Raw genomic sequence first — 21,830 nt, forward strand, 5'->3', positions numbered from 1 at the left:
TGAAAGCCTCGGCGACGGCGCTTTTCCTCGGTCTGAAGGCGTATCGTCCATGCATAAGACGGCCCTTTTCGCCCTGCTCTGCCTGTCTGGGCTGACCCAGGCCGCACAGATGCCGGTTGCCGCCCTGCCGGGCGGCGTGCTGGTGTACAAGCACGTACAGAGTTTGCGTGAGCGCAGGTTCAGCGACATCGTCGAACAGAAAACCGATTTCAGCTGCGGTGCCGCCGCGCTGGCAACAATACTGCGCCAGGCCTATTGGCTTGACGTCGATGAAGAGCACATCATCAAGGGCATGCTGGTCACCGCAGACCAGGACCTTGTGCGTACCCAGGGTTTTTCCATGCTGGACATGAAGCGCTACATAGAGCGCATCGGCATGCGCGCCCGGGGCTACAAGATCCCGCCTGAAAGACTCGATGCGGTGACGATTCCGGTGGTGGTACTGATGGAAATTCGCGGCTACAAGCACTTCGTGGTGTTGCAACGGGCGGACAAGAACTGGGTCTACATCGGCGACCCGGTGCTCGGTCACAAACGCTACTCCCATGATGATTTTGTCAAAGGCTGGAATGGCATTGTCTTCGCTATCATCGGCCCCGGTTACGACAAAACCAATGCGTTACGCAGTCCACCGGAGCCGCTGACTGCCAAGAACAAGATGGATAACTTCAACCCGGTCAAGGATGCTGAACTGATGGATTTTGGTTTCATACAGAGCGATTTCTTTTAATCGCCAATAAGATGATTGGGGGCAGGATGCTCCGGGAGCAGCAAATGAAAACCTCGTATTGGGTGTTCGCTACCTGTCTGGCAGCGAACACTTTAGGTTTTGCTGATGAGTTTAGTCCCATCGAAATCAAGGACCAGGAACTGGCCGAGTTGCGTGGCCGGTATGTGATGCCGGGGCGGATCATCAGCTTCGGTGTTGTCATGAGCAGTACCTGGCGCAACGCCAGTGGTGATCTGATCGGGGCAACCACCTCGATGCGACTTCAAGCCGCAACGGTCAAGCCCGAGTTCTACGTTTCAACCATCAAACACAACGGTAAAGGCGGTTCGCCCAACTCGGGTACCGGTCGTGTAACGGGTGGCGCCGGGCTGGGCACCTCTCAGGGCATCACCCAGGTCACACGGGCTGCAGGCGATGGCAACAGTTCAAACAACAAGATCGCCATCAACGTCAAAGAGGCCAGCACGGCCCCTGCGCCGGTGCCGAGCCGGGGCCAGGCACTGATAGCCGGTGAAACCATCACCGGCAGCAATGCTGCAGGCAGTGTCGCCGTGTCCGCGACCGGCGGCGGCGTTCAGGTGGCCATTACCGCCAACAACAACCAGGGCTCAAGCCTGCAACAGGTCGCCCAAGGCGGGTTGCTGCAAGACACCCGGTTGCTGGGCAGCAGCAATGTGGTCAACAACCTGACTCGACTCAGCGTCGTGCTCGACAATAAAAGCCCGAGTGCTGGTGCATTGGGCTACAACCTGAACCAACTCGCTGCATTACGGACCTTGGGGTATTGAGCTACGCTGAGACACGAGCATTGGGCACAAATGGGCGGCTTTTTCATGTACCGATTGGTATCACTGCGTGCAGTTATATGCTTGTGCTCTCTACTCCCGATGGCGATGGTGCAGGCAGCACCTGACCCGGAACTGGAGGCTCTCAAACGAGAGCTTCTGGAGTTGAAACAACGATACGAAGTCCAGCAAAAAGCCTTGGCGGTTCTTGAGCAACGGGTCCGCCAGGTCGAAGAGCAGCCCGCTTCGCCCCCGCCCAAACGCCTGGTCAAGTCCCCAGCGGACCTGAAGGGCAATCCAAACGTCGCCACCGGCACCGGTGCCGCGGCGGCTTCAGGGGGGGCCGTCGGGGGCAGCGGCAGTTCGTATGGACAATCGCTGGCCGATGACTCACAACCGGCGCAAAGCGTTTCAAACCTGTATGACGAGGCCAGCGGGTTCTTCGGCGGTGGCAAGTTCAGCGTCGAAACCGGGATAACCTACTCCCGGTACGATACCCGCCAGTTGGTCCTCAACGGTTTTCTCGCCCTGGACTCGATATTTCTCGGCGCCATCAACCTGGACCGGATAAAGGCCGACACCTGGACACTGGACCTCACCGGCCGCTACAACTTCAACAATCGCTGGCAGTTCGACCTGAACGTGCCGGTGGTCTACCGTCAATCTACGTACCAGTCCGGTGGCGGCAATAACGGCGCGGCAAACGTCACGACCGAAGATACCGTCAAGGAAGACCCGGCCATTGGCGACGTCAACTTCGGTATCGCCTACAAATTCCTCGACGAGTCGGCCAACACGCCGGATGCCGTGGCGACCTTGCGCGTCAAGGCACCGACTGGCAAAGACCCGTTCGGCATCAAGCTGGTTCGGGTGGACACCAACTCCAACCTTGCCGTGCCTGAGTCCTTGCCTACCGGTAATGGGGTCTGGTCGATCACGCCGGGGATCTCTTTGGTCAAGACCTTCGATCCGGCAGTGCTGTTCGGCAGCCTGTCGTACACGCACAACCTGGAAGAGTCTTTCGACGACATCAGCTCCAATCCGGCGCTCAAGACGCCGGGCAAAGTACGCATTGGCGACAGTTTCCAGATCGGCGCCGGTATTGCGTTTGCCCTGAACGAAAAGATGAGTATGTCGTTCTCGGTCTCTGACCTGGTGCAACGCAAAAGCAAGCTCAAGGAAGATGGCGGAGATTGGCAATCAGTGGTGTCCAGCGATGCCAACGCCGGTTACTTCAACATCGGCATGACCATTGCGGCCACCGACAACCTGACCATCGTCCCCAACCTGTCCATCGGCCTGACGGACGATGCCCCGGACTTCCAGTTCAGCCTGAAATTCCCTTACTACTTCTGACCCAAACAAAAAACCGCAGCAACTTTCATCGCAGCGGTTTTTTTGGGGCTTTCACTGGTTTGGAGGCCCGACTCGGACGCGGTCCCTTGTAGGCGCTGGCTTGCCAGCGATGATCGTTAACGATGACGCGTGTGACCGGGATATACGCGGCGAACTTGAATCCATCGCCAGCAAGCCGGCTCCTACAGTTTGGTGTTCACATCATTTCCACCAGGACGCGGTCCCGTGTAGGAGCTGGCTTGCCAGCGATGGTCGTTAACGATAACGCGTGTGGGCTGGATAAACGCGGCGCACTTGAGTCCATCGCCAGCAAGCCGGCTCCTACAGTTTGGTGTTCACATCATTTTCGACCCGGACGCGGTCTTTTGTAGGAGCTGGCTTGCCAGCGATGGTCGTTAACGATAACGCGTGTGGGCTGGATAAACGCGGCGCACTGGAGTCCATCGCCAGCAAGCCGGTTCCTACAGTTTGGTGTTCACATCATTTCCACCAGGACGCGGCCCCGTGTAGGAGCTGGCTTGCCAGCGATGGTCGTCAACGATAACGCGTGTGGGCTGGATAAACGCGGCGCACTTGAGTCCATCGCCAGCAAGCCGGCTCCTACAGTTTGGTGTTCACATCATTTCGACTCGGACGCGGTCCCTTGTAGGCGCTGGCTTGCCAGCGATGATCGTTAACGATAACGCGTGTGACCGGGATAACCGCGGCGCACATGAGTCCATCGCCAGCAAGCCGGCTCCTACAGTTTGGTGTTCACATCATTTCCACCAGGACGCGGTCCCGTGTAGGAGCTGGCTTGCCAGCGATGATCGTTAACGATAACGCGCGTAAACCGGACAAACGCGGCGCACTTGAGTCCATCGCCAGCAAGCCGGCTCCTACAGTTTGGCGTTCACATCATTGTCGACTCGGACGCGGTCTTTTGTAGGAGCTGGCTTGCCAGCGATGATCGTTAACGATTACGCGTGTGACCTGGATATACGCGGCGAACTTGAGTCCATCGCCAGCAAGCCGGCTCCTACAGTTTCCCGGGAATGCGTGAAGAACCTTTTTTTGCAGTTGGGGTTCAGCGAATCTGATGTTTGTGCAACAACCGGTAGAAGGTCGGTCGCGACACCCCCAGTACTTTGGCGGCGACACTCAGGTTATCGCTGTGGCGGTTCAATACATCGCACAACGCCTGGCGTTCGGCCCGGGTCTTGTATTCTTCCAGGGTGCCCATCGGCGCGGCGATCGTATGCTGGCTGATCAACCCCAGGTCGCGGGCCTCGATCTGCCGGCCTTCGGCCAACACCAGCCCGCGACGAACGCGATTGGCCAGTTCACGAACATTGCCTGGCCAGTCGTGTTTGCCCATGGCAATCAAGGCATCTTCGCTGAAACTGCGTGGGCGACGCCCGGTTTCACGGCTGTAGAAATGGGAGAAGTGGTTGGCCAGCATCGACAAGTCACCATGGCGCTCGCGCAACGGTACGGTCACCACCTGCAGTACGTTCAGGCGATAATACAAATCTTCGCGAAAGCGTTTCTTCTCGATAGCGGCTTCCAGATCGACATTCGTCGCCGCCAGAATCCGCACATCCACGGCAATCGGCTGACTGCCGCCCACTCGCTCGATGTGTTTTTCCTGGAGGAACCGCAACAGGTTGGCCTGTAGTTCCAGGGGCAGGTCCCCGATCTCGTCGAGAAACAGAGTGCCACCGTTGGCGGCTTCGATCCGTCCGACCTTGCGTTGGTGTGCGCCGGTAAATGAGCCTTTCTCATGACCAAACAACTCGGACTGGATCAAGTGTTCGGGAATCGCGCCGCAATTGATTGCAATAAAGGGTTTGCTGTGACGCTGGGACTGGCGATGCAGGGTGCGTGCGACCAGTTCCTTGCCAGTGCCGCTTTCACCGCGAATCAACACCGCAGATTCGGTTGGAGCCAGTTTGCTCAACAGTTTTCGCAGTTCACGGATAGGTTTGCTGTCGCCGAGCAATTCGTGCTCGGGTTGGTCAACATGGACCGTACCCTGGCCTCGCAACCGCGCCATGCCAAATGCCCGGCCCAACGTTACCTGAACCCGGGACACATCGAATGGCAAAGTATGAAAGTCAAAAAACCATTCACAGACGAAGTCGCCCACATTTTGCAATCGCAGCATTTCCTGATTGAGGACGGCTATCCACTCGGTACCACTGCGGCTGATCAACTCCTTGACGGCCTCGGGGTGTTCGAGGTGAAAAGGCTGCAGGCGTAACAAGCCCACGTCACAGGTTCGGTCAGCGGCGTGCTCCAGCGTGCAGCTATCAACGTCCCAACCGATAGCGCGCAATCCGGGGAGCAGACGATAGCAATCGTCGCAAGGGTCCACCACTAATAGACGTCGTGAAACAGGCGCATCACTCATGACTATTCCTTGGCGCCAAAATTAAGAAATTTTATTAAAAACAGTCATTTGGCGGACCTGACTGTAACGTTAGCAAGAACTTGACGGATCCTTGTACCGTTTGACTATAGGGTTGCCATACATCCAGTTATAAGAAGTGCTTTTGATAGTCACCTAACGACTCTTTCCTTTCATTCAGCTTTCAATGCCGCGCTCATTCCCGGGCATATGAAATAAAGTCGAAATTTCTTTTGATTTTGTGTGACCCAACTCCGGGTTGCGGGCATCAGTACAAGTAACCAGCCGAACGGTAAGCCCAACCGACGGCACATCACTTGATTGGGCATACAGAGAGAAGACCCTATGAACGCCCCGCTGCGTATCAACGAAGCACTTCTGATTGCCGACCGCGCATTTAAACCATTCACATGCGTGGCCTGGGCTCCACAGGACGGTAATGGCGAACTCAGCCTGACCGTGATCGACCGGACCAGCACCAGCATTGGCCGCAGGCAGATCCCAAGCAGTGCTTATTCCGATCCTGCACAACTCGAATTGCTGCTGGAACAGGCCCGCGCCGAATTGAGCCAGGAAGGTTACGCACTGCAGTCGTGGTCGATGCCGTACTAATCGTTTTGCGGATTACTCCGGGGTAATCCGCGCCCTCCCCCGTTTTTAGTTGGGCTGCTCGCTCTCGCCCTTCTACACTAATTGCCCCGTTAGTTTGAACTTTTGTGCAGCGGATTCTTTGCAGGCTTGCCATTGGTTCGAAAAGACACTGTTGTGGCACACAGCGACTCTCCGTCTGTTAGTTATTGCAGTTGTGCATCTCCCCATTCAGGGATTGAATATTCTCCTTATATAGTCGCCACCCAAACTTCTGGATCAGGACGACTCGCAAGGAGATGCGGTTCATGCCAATCCAGTCCGCCATTGCCTACTCCGCCACCCGGAATATTGCCGGTACTCTCGATACGACATTTGCCGCCAACGGCAAAACCCAGGTGTATTTCGCCGACAGCCTTTCCAGCCTGGCCAATGACGTCGCCATCGATGGCCAAGGCCGCTTGCTGGTGGCGGCCAAGGTCGCCATGGCCGAAGGCAGTCGCTTTGGCCTGGCCCGCTTGCTGGAGGATGGTTCGGCAGACCTTGCGTTCGGCAAGCAAGGCAGTGTCATCGGGCAATTCGAATCGGGTTTCGAAGCCATGGGCGCCAAGGTACTGGTCATGCCCGACGGCAATATCCTGTTGGCCGGCCTGCAATACGAAAACGCCCATCGCACGCTCCCGGCCCTGGCATTGTTCGATCAGGAGGGGCGCCTGGTTCAAGGCTTTGGCGATAACGGTCGCCGTGTCGTGCGATTGCCTGGCGGCCTGTCCCTGGGCATGCGCGATGTCTGGCTGCCTCCCGGCGTGCCGGGTGCAGAAGCCTGCGATGTGGACGTACAGCAAGACGGCCGGATCCTGATCCTGGCCAATCATCACTTCGAACTGGCCGATCATGTCGGTCTGTTGATTCGGCTGGATGTCGAAGGCTCGCTGGACTGCTCATTCAATGGCCGCGGCTTTGTCGTGGTCAGGCACCTGCTGATGAACACCTGGCTCAGCAGCCTGACGGTACAGCGCGACGGCCGGGTTCTGGTGGGTGGCTCGATCAACTTCCCTGAGGAAGGCTTGCTGGCGCGCTACCAGGCTGACGGTCACCTCGACGACAGTTTTGCCGTGGATGGATTCATGACTTTCAAGGCGCACGGGCATGGTGCCCAGATCAGTCAGGTGGTCCAGCAAATCAATGGCGACATCCTGTGTGTAGGCAGCAGTCACGAGCCGATGCACTGCCTGACCTATAAAATGCACAGCAACGGCCGCCCCGACAACCACTGTAACGGTGGCCAGCCGCAACGCCTGGTCATTGGCCACAGTGGCTGCCAGTGGAATGCCGCGCAGTTACAGCCCGATGGCCGTGTGCTCACAGTCGGCGCAACCATCGGCGGCGTTGAAGCAGACTTCATTGTCGGGCGATACCTGCCCGACGGCCATCTCGATAGCCGCTTCAACGCAGGCTGCGGCTATGCCCGTACCCGCCTCGGCCCCAGCCTGGATACCGCCACTTGTATCGCGGCGCAGAGCGATGGAAATATCGTCGTGGGCGGCTATTCGCTGCATGGGAATTACAAGGCAATCGTCGCGCGATATCTGGGCTGAACCGATGCATTATTCGTGTGCTTGATCTTCTCGCCCGCTTACGGCAACTTGCGCGCTTCTTAAAACAAGGAGCAGCCGATGTCCGGTTCAATGGCCCAGGCGTTCGCGCACAACTTTCTCGGGAACTCGCCCCGTTGGTACAAGGCCTGCATCGTCGGCTTTCTGATTCTCAATGCCCTGGTGCTGTGGACCGTGGGCCCGGTGGCCGCTGGCTGGCTGCTGGTGCTGGAGTTCATCTTTACCCTGGCCATGGCGCTCAAGTGTTATCCGCTGATGCCCGGCGGCCTGTTGTTGATTGAAGCCCTGCTGCTGAAGATGACCACGCCCCAGGCGCTGTACGATGAGTTGCAGCACAACTTCCCGGTGATCCTGCTGCTGATGTTCATGGTGGCCGGCATTTATTTCATGAAGGACTTGTTGCTGTACCTGTTCTCGCGCCTGCTGCTAGGCGTTCGCTCCAAGGCCCTGCTGGCGCTGATGTTCTGCTTTCTGTCGGCCTTTCTCTCGGCGTTCCTCGATGCCTTGACCGTGACGGCCGTGATCATCAGTGCCGCCGTCGGCTTTTACTCGGTGTATCACCGCGTCGCCTCGGGTAACGATCCGCGCCAGGACAGTGAGTACAGCGACGACAAACATCTGCCGAGCCTGCATCAGGGTGATCTCGAACAGTTCCGCGCCTTTCTGCGCAGCCTGCTGATGCACGGCGCCGTGGGCACTGCATTGGGCGGTGTTTGCACGCTGGTCGGTGAACCGCAGAACCTGCTGATCGGCCATGAAATGGGCTGGCACTTCTCCGAGTTCTTTACCCAGGTTGCGCCAGTATCCCTGCCAGTACTGGTTGCCGGGCTGGTCACGTGCGTCCTGCTGGAAAAGCTGCACTGGTTCGGATACGGCACGCTGCTGCCGGAAAACGTCCGCGCGGTGCTGGCCAACTATGCCGCTGAAGATGATGCCGAGCGCTCCCCACGCCAACGTGCCGCGCTACTTGTGCAAGGCGCTGCCGCGTTGATTCTGATTGTCGGGCTGGCGTTCCACATCGCCGAGGTGGGCTTGATCGGCTTGATGGTGATCGTGTTGATCACCGCGTTTACCGGCATCACCGACGAGCACCGCCTCGGCACCGCGTTCAAGGACGCCATGCCGTTCACCGCATTGTTGGTGGTGTTTTTCGCGGTGGTCGCGGTGATTCACGATCAGCAATTGTTCGCCCCACTGATCCACTGGGTGCTGGCGCTGCCGGCGGATCAACAGCCGGGCATGCTGTTCATTGCCAACGGCCTGCTGTCCGCCATCAGCGACAACGTGTTCGTGGCAACCATTTACATCACTGAAGTGAAGCGCGCCTTCACGGCGGGTGAGATGACCCGTGAGCACTTCGAGACGCTGGCCATTGCGATCAATACCGGCACCAACCTGCCGAGCGTGGCGACACCCAATGGCCAGGCGGCGTTTCTGTTCTTGCTGACGTCGGCCATTGCACCGCTGGTGCGCCTGTCTTACGGGCGGATGGTCTGGATGGCGTTGCCGTACACCGTGGTGATGGGCTTGCTAGGGTGGTATGCAGTGAGTTACTGGCTGTAACCCGAACCAAAAATGTGGGAGCGGGCTTGCTCGCGAAAGCGGACTGCCAGTCAACTCAAATGTTGAATGTGGCGGCCTCTTCGCGAGCAAGCCCGCTCCCACAGGAGATACGGGTTATCCAAGACGGTGCCAGACGCGACCGTCACGGGTGAGCAATTCTTCGCCGGCCTTGGGGCCGTTTTCCCCGGCGGCATAGCTCTGCACGCTGGAATCCTGCTGCCAGGCCTCCAGGAACGGTTGCACGGCACGCCAGCCGTTCTCGATGTTGTCGGCGCGCTGGAACAGCGTCTGGTCGCCTGTCAGGCAATCGTAGATCAGGGTCTCGTAGCCGGTGGACGGCTGCATCTCGAAGAAGTCCTTGTAGGCAAACCCCAATTCGATGTTGTCCATCTTCAGGGCCTGACCAGGGCGCTTGGCCAACAGGTCGAACCACATGCCTTCGTTCGGCTGGATTTGAATCCGCAGATAGGTCGGCTGCAATTCGTCGACTTCGGTGTCGCGAAACTGCGCATAGGGCGCCGGCTTGAAACAGATGACGATCTCGGTGTCACGCACGCTCATGCGCTTGCCGGTACGCAGGTAGAACGGCACCCCGACCCAACGCCAGTTGTCGATCATGACCTTGAGGGCCACATAGGTTTCGGTATTGCTATCGGGCGCAACCTTGTCTTCCTGGCGATAACCCGGCAGTGCCTTACCGTCGATTTCACCGGCGGCGTATTGACCGCGCACCGAGTTGGCGCGGGCCTCCTCGACCGTCCAGGGCCTGATCGCGCCGACGACCTTGGCTTTCTCGCCGCGCACCGCATCGGCGCCAAACGCGGCGGGAGGCTCCATCGCCACCATCGCCAGCAGCTGGAACAGGTGATTGGGCACCATGTCCCGTAGCGCGCCGGTGTGCTCATAAAAACTGCCACGGGTTTCCACGCCGACGGTTTCGGCGGCGGTGATCTGCACGTGGTCGATGTAGTGATTGTTCCAGAACGCTTCGAACAGGCTGTTGGAAAAACGGCTGACCAGAATGTTCTGTACCGTTTCCTTGCCCAGATAGTGATCGATCCGGTAAATCTGCTTTTCCGTCATCACCTTGAGCAGGCAGGCATTCAAGGCCTCGGCCGTATGCAGGTCGGAGCCGAAGGGCTTTTCGATCACCACCCTTCTGAACGCCTCGGGAGTTTCTTCCAGCAAGCCGGCGGCACCGAGACGGCGTGCCACTTCACTGAAGAAACGCGGCGCGGTGGCCAGGTAGAACACCGCATTGCCGGTTCCGCTGTCGGCGATTTTCGCCGCCAGCGCTTGATAAGTGCTGTCGTCCAGGAAGTCGCCCTGGACGTAGCTGATGCCTTTGGCAAGTTTCGACCAGACCGCTGGATCAAGGGTGTGGTCACCCTTGCCAGCCATCTCGCCGCGAATGAAGTCTTCGAGCTTTTGCGCAAAACCTTCATCGCTGATGGCGTTGTGGTCAACGCCGATGATCCGCAGTCCATCCCCGAGCAGGCCGTTGCGCTTGAGGTTATACAGCGCTGGCACCAACAGACGCTTGACCAGGTCACCATGGGCGCCAAACAGAAACAGCGTCGTCGCGGGTGCGGGCTCAGCCTTGGATTTCTTGCGGATCAAGTGGGTCATTTTTTCGAGGTCTCCACGTGGCCGCCGAAGCCGAAGCGCTGGGCCGAGAGCACCTTGTCGCCAAAGGTGCCCTGCCCGCGCGAACGGTAGCGCGAGAACAGCGAGTTCGACAGCACCGGTACCGGCACCGCTTGCTCCATTGCGGCTTCGATGGTCCAGCGGCCTTCACCGCTGTCAGCCACAGACCCGGAGAAACCGTCGAGTTTCGGATCGCTGGCCAGGGCATCGGCGGTCAGGTCGAGCAGCCACGAGGACACCACGCTGCCACGACGCCAGACTTCGGCGATGTCGGCGACGTTCAGGTCGAAACGCTGGTCTGGCGGCAGGCTCTCGCTGTTTTTGGTTTGCAGGATGTCGAAGCCTTCGGCGAAGGCCTGCATCATTCCGTACTCGATACCGTTGTGGATCATCTTGACGAAATGCCCGGCGCCGGCGGGACCTGCGTGAATGTAGCCACGCTCGGCACGATCGTCGTCGGACTTGCGGTCCTTGGTGCGCGGGATGTCACCCATGCCAGGGGCCAGGGTGGCGAACAGCGGATCGAGACGCTTAACGGTCTCGGTATCGCCGCCGATCATCATGCAGTAACCGCGCTCCAGGCCCCAGACGCCGCCGGACGTACCGACGTCGATGTAGTGCAGGCCTTTTTCCGACAGGGTTTTGGCTCGGCGGATATCGTCCTTATAGAAGGTGTTGCCGCCATCGATGATGGTGTCGCCGGCTTCGAGCAAGGTGCCCAGGGTGTCGATGGTGTCTTCGGTCGGCGCGCCAGCTGGCAGCATGACCCACACCGCACGCGGCTTGGCCAGGCCAGCGACCAGCGCCGGCAGATCGGTGACGCCGGTGGAACCCTCTGCGGCCAGGGCTTCGACAAAGGCGGTATTGCGGTCATATACAACGGTGGTGTGCCCGTTGAGCATCAGGCGCCGTGCAATATTGCCGCCCATGCGGCCCAGTCCAATAATCCCGAGTTGCATGTGCTGATGCTCCCTACTACAAATAAAATGTGTGTCAAAGGTTATAGCCCAACGCGACTCATGAGGTTAGTCCAGAGCGTTGGCGTGAAGTTTCCGGGCATTGTGCCCGATCCTGATGGATAACGTCGGGAATCAAGCCGAAGACACAACGACAATGAAAAATAAAAAAGTTCCCTTTGGGGGCAAAAGAAATCAAAATTGGCGCCGATAGTAGATCAGCCGTTGATTTCGAGGCGGCTCTACAGTTGAGACACGCCATTTGCGAGGTGAGCAATGGGCACAGTACATACCGCACTGCCAGCACAAACCCTTTACGTCACTATCCGTCGCGATGAATTGCGTCAGTTGAAAGAAGAACGCGATCAGTTGAAACAGGAGCTGGCGCAGTTACGCCTGCTGTTGCAAGCCGGCCAGACCCACCCCCTGGCTGTGACACAGCGCGCCCCACTCGCCTGACGCTTCCCTTGCAAGCGGGAGCAGTCTGCACTGCTTCCGCACTGGCGCACGCCCTGCCATTTTCGGCAACTCACAAAATTTTCACAATTGTTTCACGATAATTACGCGTTTAAGGCCGCCCGATTCCGCGCGGCCCTCGTTCGTCGTCCGCGATCTCCAAGTCCCGGCGGTGGTAGTGAATTCTCGGCTGGAGCGCTGAATGTCTTTGTTCAAACGCAGCAAAACGACTGCGGCAGGTTTTGACTGGGCCGGGTTCATCTGGCTGTTTGTATTTTTCTGGTACTTTTCCGGCATTACCCAGCTACTGATCCAGTTGACGGGCACCTCCGGCTTTACCGGATTCCGCCAGGCCTTCGTCATGAGCGCGATCTGGCTGGCGCCGATGCTGCTGTTCCCCAAGCAGACCCGTGTCATGGCCGCCGTGATCGGCGTCGTGCTGTGGGCGTGTTCCATGGCGAGCCTGGGCTACTTCTTCATTTACCAGCAGGAATTTTCCCAGAGCGTCATCTTCATCATGTTCGAGTCGAACGTGGCTGAAGCCGGCGAGTACATGACCCAGTACTTTGCCTGGTGGATGGTTCCGGCATTCCTGGCCCACACCGTTTTTGCCTGGTTCCTGTGGACTCGCCTGCGCCCGGTGTACCTGCCCCGTGGCAAGGCCATCGCGGCAGCCGTGGCCATCGTGGTGGCGGTGGTCGGTTATCCGCTGATCAAGCAGACCTCGCGCACCGGCAGTTTCGCCGAAGGCTTCGACAAGTTCGAAACCCGCATCGAGCCGGCAGTGCCATGGCAGATGGCCGTGGCCTATCACCGTTACCTGGAAACCCTGGCCGGCATGCAGGACATGCTCGACAGCGCCAGCAAGATTCCACCGCTGCACAACCTCAAGGATGCCATGGCCAACCAGCCTGCGACCCTGGTGCTGGTGATCGGCGAGTCCACCAACCGCCAGCGCATGAGCCTGTACGGTTACCCACGGCAAACCACGCCGGAACTGGACAAGCTCAAGGATCAACTGGACGTTTTCGACAACGTCATCACCCCGCGCCCGTACACCATTGAAGCGCTGCAGCAGGTCCTGACCTTCGCCGACGAAGAAAACCCGGACCTGTACCTGTCGACGCCATCGCTGGTCAGCATGATGAAACAGGCCGGTTACAAGACCTTCTGGATCACCAACCAGCAGACCATGACCAAGCGCAACACCATGCTCACGACCTTCTCCGAACAGGCCGACGAACAGGTGTACCTGAACAACAACCGCAACCAGAACGCCGCCCAGTACGATGGCGACGTGATCGAGCCGTTCAACAAGGCCCTGGCCGATGCGGCACCGCGCAAACTCATCGTCGTGCATTTGCTGGGCACGCACATGAGCTACCAGTACCGCTACCCGTCGACCTTCGACAAGTTCCAGGACCGCACGGGTGTGCCTGCCGGCATTCGCGATGACCAGTTGCCGACGTACAACAGCTACGACAACGCCGTGCTGTACAACGATTTCGTGGTATCGAGCCTGATCAAGGACTACGCCAAGAGCGATCCGAACGGCTTCCTGCTGTACCTGTCCGACCACGGCGAAGACGTGTTCGATTCCGTAGGACACAGCACCCTGGGGCGCAACGAGAACAAGCCGACGGCGCCGATGTACACCATTCCGTTCATGGCCTGGGCCTCGCCGAAATGGCGAGCAAGCCATGACTGGAACCTCGCCGGCGATCTCTCGCGTCCTTACAGCAGCTCGCACCTGATCCACACCTGGGCCGATCTGGCGGGCCTGAGCTTCGACGAACTCGATCGCAGCAAAAGTCTGGTCAGCGATAGCTTCAAGGCCCGGCCATTGATGATCGGCAACCCGTATGAGCGTGAGCAACGCGCGCTGATCGACTTCAGCCTGATGAAGCCAAAGACGCCACCCGCGGTCGTTCAGCAGTAATCCTTCCAGGGGCCGATTCCGGCCCCTTTTTCATGCTGGCTTTCCAGCAACCGGAGTTAATTCCCTTTTAACGGAATCGGCGGATAATGCCATTTCGACACTGCTTCATAGATTCATGGACGAAAGGCATCCGACATCTGTAGTGGGAGGCAAACCATGAAACGCACCGCAATGATCCTCGCCGGCCTGTTGGCCTTGGGTTCGACCAGCGCTTTTGCCGAAGGCGGAGCTGAACGCATGCGCTATTACTTCGAAAGTCTACGACTGGCCCAGCAACAAGCCCTGGGTCACCCAATCCAAAGTACTGAGTTGCGGGTTCCAGACGATCAAACCGCACAAATGACTGAAACCTACAGACCGAAATGATCCATGTGCCTCTGACTGCGACTCTACAGTTGGAGATGATTGCTGGGCGTCCTGATGGACGCCCTTTTTTTGGGGTTCTCCACGCATTCCCGGGAAACTGTAGGAGCCGGCTTGCTGGCGATGGACTGTAGGAGCCAGCTTGCTGGCGATGGACTCCAGTGCGCCGCGTTTATCCGGTCCACACGCGTCATCGTTAACGACCATCGCCCGCGGGCCCGCGTCCGAGTCAAAATGATGTGAACGCCAAACTGTAGGAGCCGGCTTGCTGGCGATGGACTCACGTGCGCCGAGTTTATCCAGTCCACACGCGTTATCGTTGACGACCATCGCTGGCAAGCCAGCTCCTACAAGGCCCGCGTCCGAGTCAAAATGATGTGAACGCCAAACTGTAGGAGCCGGCTTGCTGGCGATGGACTCACGTGCGCCGAGTTTATCCAGTCCACACGCGTTATCGTTGACGACCATCGCTGGCAAGCCAGCTCCTACAAGGCCCGCGTCCGAGTCAAAATGATGTGAACGCCAAACTGTAGGAGCCGGCTTGCTGGCGATGGACTCACGTGCGCCGAGTTTATCCAGTCCACACGCGTTATCGTTGACGACCATCGCTGGCAAGCCAGCTCCTACAACACGCTGGAAATGAAGTGACCTCCAAAGGTCCTGTCGAGCTAGAGGCTCTTGGTCCAAAACAGCATTCGCCCATGGACCGGGTCGAACATGCCGGCGGCGAAACCGGCTTTTTCATAGGAGCCCTGCGCCACGGCGTTGCCTTCCAGCACTTCCAGGGTGAGCTTGCAGCAACCGCGCTGACGGGCGATCTCCTCGACCTTTTGCAGCATCTTCTGGCTCAAGCCCAGGCCGCGAAATTTTTTCACCACCGACACGTCGTGCACATTGACCAACGGCCGGCAGGCAAAAGTGGAAAATCCCTCGAAGCAATTGACCAGCCCGGCCGGTTCGCCGCCGACAAAGGCCAGCACACTGAAGGCGTGGGGACGCCGGGCAAGCTCTGCCGGAAGTTGCTCCAGTACAGCGGCCGGCAACGACTGCCCGCCTCCCATCGGGTCCTCGGCGTAGTGGTTCAACACCAGACAAATAGCCTCGCCATGCACTGGATTGGTGTAACTGGCCTGAAGCACAAGAATTTCTGCGGAGTCCATTTCCATCCTCGATCACACATGAAGTAGCCCCCAGCATGCATGTCACGCTGAAGTGCCCGCCGACCATAGCGCGAGCACCGTGGTGTCGACAATCGCAACCGCACAATTGCTTTACGCTCAAGCGCCCCAGATCAGGGCTTCCGTCCATCCCAGCTCGGCAAAATCCTCGGCCCGCAAGTGCGATTCACCGGCGCAGAAAAACTCGTCGAGTTGCGGTGGCTTGACCGAAGTGCCGCTGAGCATGGCGTGAACCTGGCCGCGATGATGGATCTGGTGTTCGAACAAGTGGGACAGAAGGCGCAAACGGCTGTCGTACTGCGGCGTGTCGCGGGCGATGGTGACGATTTTGCCGAGACTGGCATCGCGCAGTTGCTCGCAATAGGCGATCAACCGACGGTCGACCTGGGCCTGCTCGCTAACGAGGTCGATCGCGAGCAAGCAGGGTTCGTCTTCCTTGAAAAAGACCTGGTAATTGGGATGCGGATCGTCGCCGCGCATTTCGCGCTCCAGTGCATCCACATAAAACCAGTCGCAGGTGAGGATGTGGTTGAGGGTGACGCGGATGCCGGGGAAAAAACTGACCCGGGGTGCGCTCAGTTCCTGCGCGGTCAATTGTCTCCAGGCCTTGGCCAATCGGTGATTGGCCCAGGCGTTCTGGTAGGCCATGGTCAGCAAATGGTGGGACAAGGGCTGATTCATGTTCGCTGCTCCCGATCGAATCCCGATCAAACTTCGGCAAACCGTTGCAACTGCATTTCCTGCAATCGACTGAGGGTGCGACGGAACGGGAACTCCAGGTAACCCTCGGTGTACAGCGACGCCATTGGCACTTGCGCTTCAAGGTACAGCGGCACCTTGCGGTCATAGCACTCATCCACCAGGGCAATGAAGCGTCGCACACCGTCGTCATGCACCGACAACTGCGGCAATTCGCGATCCCCCGCCTCCACCCGCTCTATGCCGTCTTCGGTGCCACGGGCAATGCGCCCGGCGCGCTTCTGCGCACTGAGGTTGGGGACATCACTCAACAGAATAGCGCTGTAGGTATCGCACAGGGCGATGAAATCCATGGCTGCGAACGGTTGCTCACACAGCGCGGCGTAGCGGGCCCAGAGCACTGGCGGGCTGGCCTTGACCACGTCGAGCGAGCGGTAACCGACCTGAATCGGCTCGCTCGACACTGACTGGCCGACGCTCAACCCCTGGAACACTTGATCCAGCGCGCCGGGCTCACCGGGCTCGGCCACCCAGTAGCGCTGCGAACCGACGCCCGGGTGCAAGCGATGGTCTTCCCCGCCATCCACCGCAATAACTTGCATATGTTGCTTGATCGCCGTGATAGCGGGGAGGAAACGGTCGCGATTGAAACCATCGGCGTACAGCTGGTCCGGCGGCAGATTGGACGTGCAGACCACCACCACGCCCTGTTCGAACATCACCTGGAACAGGCGCCCGAGAATGATCGCGTCGCCGATGTCATTGACGAACAGCTCGTCGAAACACAGGACGCGCACTTCTTCGGCCAATTCACGGGCCAACGCCTTGAGCGGATCGGCGGTGCCGGTCAGTTGAAACGAGCGCTGGTGCACCCAGCCCATGAAATGGTGAAAGTGCTGGCGCCGCGCCGGTACGCGCAGACTTTGGTAGAACTGGTCCATCAACCAGGTTTTACCCCGCCCCACCGGCCCCCACAGGTACACGCCGGAAATTGGCGAGCGGCCTTCGTGCAGTGCTTCGTGGCATTTTTGCAGCGCCCACACGGCATGTTCCTGGGCCTCGTCCTGGACGAAGCCCTTTTGTTCGATGGCGTGCTGCCAGGCGCTTAGGGGGGATTGGATAGTCATGGGCGGCAGTATGCCATTGCGCATGGATAACGCGACCGGTGATCGGCATTTTTGTACAGCAAGAAAAAGCGCCTTGACGCGCTAGATTACTATCATCATATTTTATATATGTTGTTAGTAATTTATTAACCCCATCGCCATCTCTCTGGAGTCATCCCATGCATTACAAAGTTTTCGGTCGTAAAACCGGCTTGCGTGTTTCCGAACTGGCGTTGGGCGCCGGTAATTTCGGCACCGGTTGGGGGCATGGCGCCGAGCGTGACGAAGCCAAGCGCATTTTTGATGGCTACCTGGAAGCCGGCGGCAACTTCATCGATACCGCCAATGGCTATCAGGGCGGGCAGTCCGAGGCCATGCTCAGCGAATTCATCGCCGCAGAACGGGATCGCCTGGTCATCGCCACCAAGTACACCTTGGGGACTACACCGGCAGACGGCATTTCCCACACTGGCAACAGCCGCAAGAACATGGTGCGCGCCGTCGAAGAAAGCCTGAAACGGCTGAAGACTGATCATATAGACCTGTTCTGGGCTCACATGAGCGACGGCGTGACGCCCATGGAAGAGATCCTGCGCGGCTTCGACGATCTGGTCAGTGCCGGCAAGATTCATTACGCCGGGCTGTCGAACTTCCCCGCGTGGCGCATCGCCCGCGCCGACCTTTTGGCCGAGGTACGTGGTTTTGCGCCGATTGCCGCGATCCAGGTCGAGTACAGCCTCGCCGAACGCACCGCCGAGCGCGAACAACTGCCGATGGCCGAAGCCCTGGGCCTCGCCGCGACCTTATGGTCGCCCCTGGGTGGCGGCTTCCTGACCGGCAAATACCGCAACAGTGAAGGCGACAACCGCGCGAACAAACTCGGCGTACTGATCCACGCTGAAAAAAGCGCCCGCGAAACCGCCCTGCTCGACACCTTGATCGACGTCGCCGCCGCTCTCGAAGTCAGCCCGACCCACGTGGCCATTGCCTGGCTGCGGGAAAAGGCCAAGCGCTCGACCACGGCGCTGATCCCGATCCTCGGTTCCCGTACCCGTGAACAGCTGGACGCCACATTGGGCGCGCTGGATGTGCAGATGAGTGCTGAGCAATTGGCGCGACTCGATGGCGTCAGTGACGTGGCCAAAGGTGTGCCGCACGAATCCATCAGTGGATCAATCGCACGCTTCAGCGGTGGTCAGATCCTCGACTTGCCAATCGTCCCAGTGGCCTGACGCAAATCAAAACTGTGGGAGCGGGCTTGCTCGCGAAAGCGTCATGTCAGTCGACATTGTTGTTGAATGACACACCGCCTTCGCGAGCAAGCCCGCTCCCACATTTCGATCGAGTTTTACTTATCGACCCTGTGTTTGGCCGCATACAGACACAGCATTTCCATCGCCAGTGTCGCCGCCGCCAGTGAGGTGATCTCTGCGCTGTCATAGGCCGGGGCCACTTCCACCACGTCCATGCCCACCAGGTTGATCCCGCGCAGACCACCGAGAATCTCCAGCGCCTGCACCGTGCTCAAGCCACCGCACACGGGTGTTCCGGTGCCTGGCGCGAACGCCGGATCGAGGCAGTCGATGTCGAATGTCAGGTACACCGGGTTGTCGCCGACCCGTGCGCGAATCGCCTCGACTATCGCTTCGCAGCCACGGCGATGCACTTGCCGCGCGTCGAGTACTTGAAAGCCCTGGTGATCGTCATTGGTGGTGCGCAAACCGATTTGCACCGACCGCGACGGGTCGACCAGCCCTTCCTTGGCCGCGTGCCAGAACATGGTGCCGTGGTCGATGCGCTTGCCCTCTTCGTCCGGCCAGGTGTCGCTGTGGGCGTCGAAGTGAATCAGCGACAACGCACCGTGCTTGCGCGCATGGGCCTTGAGCAACGGATAGGTGATGAAGTGGTCGCCACCAAAGGTCAGCATCGCCGTACCGGCATTGAGGATGTGCTCGGCGTGGGCCTCAATCATCTCGGGCGTCGATTGCGGCGAGCCGAAATCAAAGTCGCAATCGCCGTAATCAATCACCGCCAGATGGTCGAATGGGTCGAAGGTCCATGGCCAATGCCGCTCCCAGGCAATGCCGGTGGACGCCGCACGAATGCCCCGTGGCCCGAAACGCGCACCGGGACGATTGCTGGTTGCCGTATCGAACGGCACGCCGCTGACGGCCACGTCGACCCCGCGCAAGTCGCGGCTGTAGCGCCGACGCATGAAGCTGGTGATGCCGCCGTAGGTACTTTCGGCGGCCGTGCCGTAAAGGCTGTCACGGGTAAGGGCTTGATCGTTCTGCACAGGGACGTCCATTTGAGGCTCCTTCATTTCTAGTTATTGGCGGCTACGGAAAGTGGTCCACAAGCGGGTGCGCTGGCGCATGTCCTTGAGGCTCATGCTGCGGTCGGCGTACAGCCGGCCACGTACCTCGGCGGGCGGGTAAATGTCCGGGTCGGTGCGCACGGCTTCATCCACCAGCGGCGTGGCAGCCTGGTTGGCGGTGGCAAAAAACAGCGTGTTGGTCAGCGCCGCAACGGACTCGGGGCGCAGCATGAATTCGATGAACTGGCGGGCGGCCTCGGGGTGTGGCGCGTCCTTGGGGATCGCCAGATTGTCTTGCCACACGATGGTGCCTTCCCTGGGAATCCGGTAGGCGATTTCATAGGGTTTGTTGGCCTTGCGCGCCTGATCGGCCGCCATGCTGGCGTCACCGTTGTAAGTCAATGCAAGGCAGAGGCTGCCATTGGCCAGATCGTTGATCTGCCGCCCACTGGCGACATAAAGCACTGAAGGCTGCAATTGATGCAATAACGCTTGAGCCGCATCGAGATCTTGCTTGTCGGTGCTGTACGGATCCTTGCCCAGATAATGCAATGCCAGGCCGATTACCTCCTGCGGTGAGTCAATGACCGCGATGCCACAGTCCTTCAGCTTGCTGGCGTATTCGGGCTTGAACAGCAGGTCCAGGCTGTTGAGCGGTACATTCGGCAAGCGTTTACGCACCGCCTCGACATTCATCCCAAGCCCCAGAGTGCCCCAGGTATAGGGCACGCCATAACGATTACCGGGGTCGACCGCGGCCATTTTCTCCAGCAGGTCGGGATCAAGATTGGCGTAGCCCTTCAGGCCTTCATGGGGAATGGCCTTGAGCGCACCTGCCGCCAGGCCGCGAGCCAGGACACTGGACGACGGGACAACCACATCGTACCCACTGCCCCCGGTGAGCAGCTTGGTTTCGAGTACCTCCGGTGCATCAAAAGTGTCGTAGCGCACATGGATGCCGGTTTCCTGCTCGAACCGTTGCAGGGTTTCGGGAGCGACGTAATCGGCCCAACTGTACAGATTGACTACCTTGTCTTCGGCCTGGGCCGAAACGGCGACGGCGAACAACAGCGCGGGTAAACACAGCTTGAACATGGGAGCCATGACGAACACCTGACCAGAGGAAGTGGTTGCAGGATGCGTCGTCGGATACATTGGTAAAATACCAAGTTAATTATCCTGACTTTATGACGGAGTAATGTTTGATGCTCGGCCAACTCCACGATCTGGATCTGCAATTGCTGCGTCTGTTTGTCAGCGTGGTGGAGTGCGGCGGTTTCAGCGCCGCCCAGGGCGAACTGGGCTTGAGCCAGTCGAGCATCAGCCAGCAAATGGCCAAACTGGAAACCCGTCTGGGCTATCGCTTGTGCAGTCGCGGAAAGGGCGGATTCAAGATCACCGCCAAGGGCGAACAACTGCTCAACGCCACGCGCACCCTGTTCCAATCCATCGAAGCCTTCCGCCATCAATCCAACGGCGTGGCCGGGCGTTTGATCGGCGAGGTACGTCTGGGGCTGTCCGAAGCCCTCGATCAATCGGTGCTGCAACGGGTGGCCGAGGCGATCCGGCGCTTTCGTGAGCGGGACGAGTCCGTGCGTATCGAACTGATCAGCGCCATGCCCGGTGAAATGGAACGCTTGCTGCTGCAACAGCGGCTGGACCTGGCCATCGGCTATTTCTCACAAGTGCAAAGCGCGTTCGACTACCGTGAACTGTTCATTGAAACCCAGCATCTGTATTGCGCCCCCGGCCATCCGCTGTTCAACAACAGGTCCCCGGACGATCAGGCTCTGCAGGCCTGCGACCGGGTCGACCACCCCTACCGTTTCCTGCGCAGTGACGAGCCCTTTCAGGGAAAGCTGTGTTCGGCCCGTTCGGAACAGGTCGAAGGCACCCTCGCCTTCATCCTGTCCGGCAAACATGTCGGTTATCTGCCCAACCACTTTGCCCGCACCTGGGAAAACCAAGGCTTGCTCCGCTCCGTGCGGCGCAGCGACATGAGTTTCGATGTCGCGTTTCACCTGGCCCGGCACCGGGCGCAGGTGGCCGGTGATGCGCAGAAGGCCTTCGAAGAGGACCTGCTCGCGGCGTTTGCCTGAAATCGTCTTGGTCTACGCTGTAACAGTATCGGACACGTACATG

19 protein-coding genes are annotated in these 21,830 nt (G+C 59.0%); 11 read left to right on the forward strand and 8 right to left on the reverse strand.

Annotation, left to right across the window (positions count from 1 at the left end; translation table 11 throughout):
- Positions 1–49: 49 nt before the first annotated feature.
- From KGA88_RS15500 to KGA88_RS15510, 3 genes are read left to right on the forward strand one after another with little or no spacing between them, the layout of a single operon-like run.
- The gene (locus tag KGA88_RS15500) at positions 50–730 is read left to right on the forward strand and encodes a C39 family peptidase (RefSeq protein WP_110662173.1); all 681 of its coding nucleotides are present in this window, start codon (positions 50–52) and stop codon (positions 728–730) included.
- A gap of 26 nt (positions 731–756) precedes the next feature.
- A complete protein-coding gene (locus KGA88_RS15505) occupies positions 757–1,518 on the forward strand; it encodes a hypothetical protein (protein WP_110662172.1) in 762 nt (253 codons plus the stop codon).
- Between the two features lie 45 nt (positions 1,519–1,563).
- Positions 1,564–2,871, forward strand: a complete 1,308-nt coding sequence (locus tag KGA88_RS15510) for a transporter (protein WP_223592341.1) — start codon at positions 1,564–1,566, stop codon at positions 2,869–2,871.
- Between the two features lie 1,066 nt (positions 2,872–3,937).
- Here KGA88_RS15510 and KGA88_RS15515 read toward each other — a convergent pair.
- On the reverse strand, positions 3,938–5,263 hold the full coding sequence (locus tag KGA88_RS15515) for a sigma-54 dependent transcriptional regulator (RefSeq protein ID WP_110662459.1): 1,326 nt from the start codon (positions 5,261–5,263) through the stop codon (positions 3,938–3,940).
- A 342-nt stretch (positions 5,264–5,605) separates the two neighbouring features.
- On the opposite strand from KGA88_RS15515, the gene KGA88_RS15520 reads away from it, so the two are divergent.
- The 3 genes from KGA88_RS15520 (at position 5,606) to nhaB (ending at position 9,027) form a co-directional block, all read left to right on the forward strand.
- On the forward strand, positions 5,606–5,872 hold the full coding sequence (locus KGA88_RS15520) for a hypothetical protein (RefSeq protein ID WP_110662460.1): 267 nt from the start codon (positions 5,606–5,608) through the stop codon (positions 5,870–5,872).
- A gap of 284 nt (positions 5,873–6,156) precedes the next feature.
- Positions 6,157–7,446: a hypothetical protein gene (locus KGA88_RS15525; protein ID WP_223592343.1), complete on the forward strand. Its 1,290-nt coding sequence runs from the start codon at positions 6,157–6,159 to the stop codon at positions 7,444–7,446.
- Between the two features lie 78 nt (positions 7,447–7,524).
- Entirely contained in the window at positions 7,525–9,027 is a 1,503-nt protein-coding gene (gene nhaB, locus KGA88_RS15530) for a sodium/proton antiporter NhaB (RefSeq protein WP_223592352.1), read from the forward strand.
- Between the two features lie 114 nt (positions 9,028–9,141).
- Here nhaB and zwf read toward each other — a convergent pair whose 3' ends face one another.
- Positions 9,142–10,656 (reverse strand): glucose-6-phosphate dehydrogenase, encoded by a 1,515-nt coding sequence (gene zwf / locus KGA88_RS15535; RefSeq protein WP_110661068.1) that lies wholly within the window; start codon positions 10,654–10,656, stop codon positions 9,142–9,144.
- Positions 10,653–11,657, reverse strand: coding sequence for a phosphogluconate dehydrogenase (NAD(+)-dependent, decarboxylating) (gene gnd / locus KGA88_RS15540; RefSeq protein ID WP_347232999.1), 1,005 nt, complete (start codon positions 11,655–11,657; stop codon positions 10,653–10,655). The genes zwf and gnd overlap by 4 nt, the downstream gene beginning before the upstream one ends.
- 249 nt (positions 11,658–11,906) lie before the next feature.
- Here gnd and KGA88_RS15545 point away from each other — a divergent pair, with 249 nt between their 5' ends.
- From KGA88_RS15545 to KGA88_RS15555, 3 genes are all read left to right on the forward strand, one after another.
- The gene (locus KGA88_RS15545; RefSeq protein WP_110661070.1) at positions 11,907–12,089 is read left to right on the forward strand and encodes a DUF6026 family protein; all 183 of its coding nucleotides are present in this window, start codon (positions 11,907–11,909) and stop codon (positions 12,087–12,089) included.
- Positions 12,090–12,288: 199 nt separating this feature from the next.
- Positions 12,289–14,025 (forward strand): phosphoethanolamine transferase CptA, encoded by a 1,737-nt coding sequence (locus KGA88_RS15550; RefSeq protein WP_223592354.1) that lies wholly within the window; start codon positions 12,289–12,291, stop codon positions 14,023–14,025.
- A gap of 156 nt (positions 14,026–14,181) precedes the next feature.
- A complete protein-coding gene (locus KGA88_RS15555; protein ID WP_110661072.1) occupies positions 14,182–14,391 on the forward strand; it encodes a hypothetical protein in 210 nt (69 codons plus the stop codon).
- A gap of 665 nt (positions 14,392–15,056) precedes the next feature.
- Here KGA88_RS15555 and KGA88_RS15560 read toward each other — a convergent pair.
- From KGA88_RS15560 to zapE, 3 genes are all read right to left on the reverse strand, one after another.
- Complete coding sequence (locus tag KGA88_RS15560) at positions 15,057–15,548, reverse strand: GNAT family N-acetyltransferase (protein WP_223592356.1); 492 nt, start codon at positions 15,546–15,548, stop codon at positions 15,057–15,059.
- A gap of 117 nt (positions 15,549–15,665) precedes the next feature.
- A complete protein-coding gene (locus KGA88_RS15565) occupies positions 15,666–16,247 on the reverse strand; it encodes a DinB family protein (RefSeq protein ID WP_110661075.1) in 582 nt (193 codons plus the stop codon).
- Positions 16,248–16,273: 26 nt separating this feature from the next.
- Positions 16,274–17,392, reverse strand: a complete 1,119-nt coding sequence (gene zapE / locus KGA88_RS15570; RefSeq protein WP_223592358.1) for a cell division protein ZapE — start codon at positions 17,390–17,392, stop codon at positions 16,274–16,276.
- Positions 17,393–17,550: 158 nt separating this feature from the next.
- Here zapE and KGA88_RS15575 point away from each other — a divergent pair, with 158 nt between their 5' ends.
- Positions 17,551–18,603, forward strand: a complete 1,053-nt coding sequence (locus tag KGA88_RS15575) for an aldo/keto reductase (protein WP_110661077.1) — start codon at positions 17,551–17,553, stop codon at positions 18,601–18,603.
- 116 nt (positions 18,604–18,719) lie between these two features.
- Here KGA88_RS15575 and speB read toward each other — a convergent pair whose 3' ends face one another.
- Both speB and KGA88_RS15585 read right to left on the reverse strand, forming a co-directional pair.
- Positions 18,720–19,679: an agmatinase gene (speB, locus tag KGA88_RS15580; RefSeq protein ID WP_223592360.1), complete on the reverse strand. Its 960-nt coding sequence runs from the start codon at positions 19,677–19,679 to the stop codon at positions 18,720–18,722.
- Between the two features lie 21 nt (positions 19,680–19,700).
- Complete coding sequence (locus KGA88_RS15585) at positions 19,701–20,792, reverse strand: polyamine ABC transporter substrate-binding protein (protein WP_110662079.1); 1,092 nt, start codon at positions 20,790–20,792, stop codon at positions 19,701–19,703.
- A gap of 101 nt (positions 20,793–20,893) precedes the next feature.
- Here KGA88_RS15585 and KGA88_RS15590 point away from each other — a divergent pair, with 101 nt between their 5' ends.
- Entirely contained in the window at positions 20,894–21,787 is an 894-nt protein-coding gene (locus KGA88_RS15590) for a LysR family transcriptional regulator (RefSeq protein WP_110662080.1), read from the forward strand.
- Positions 21,788–21,830 lie beyond the last annotated feature (43 nt).

Origin of the sequence: Pseudomonas sp. A-R-19 (assembly GCF_019956575.1) — a bacterium.
In the GTDB taxonomy this organism is placed as follows: Bacteria; Pseudomonadota; Gammaproteobacteria; order Pseudomonadales; family Pseudomonadaceae; genus Aquipseudomonas.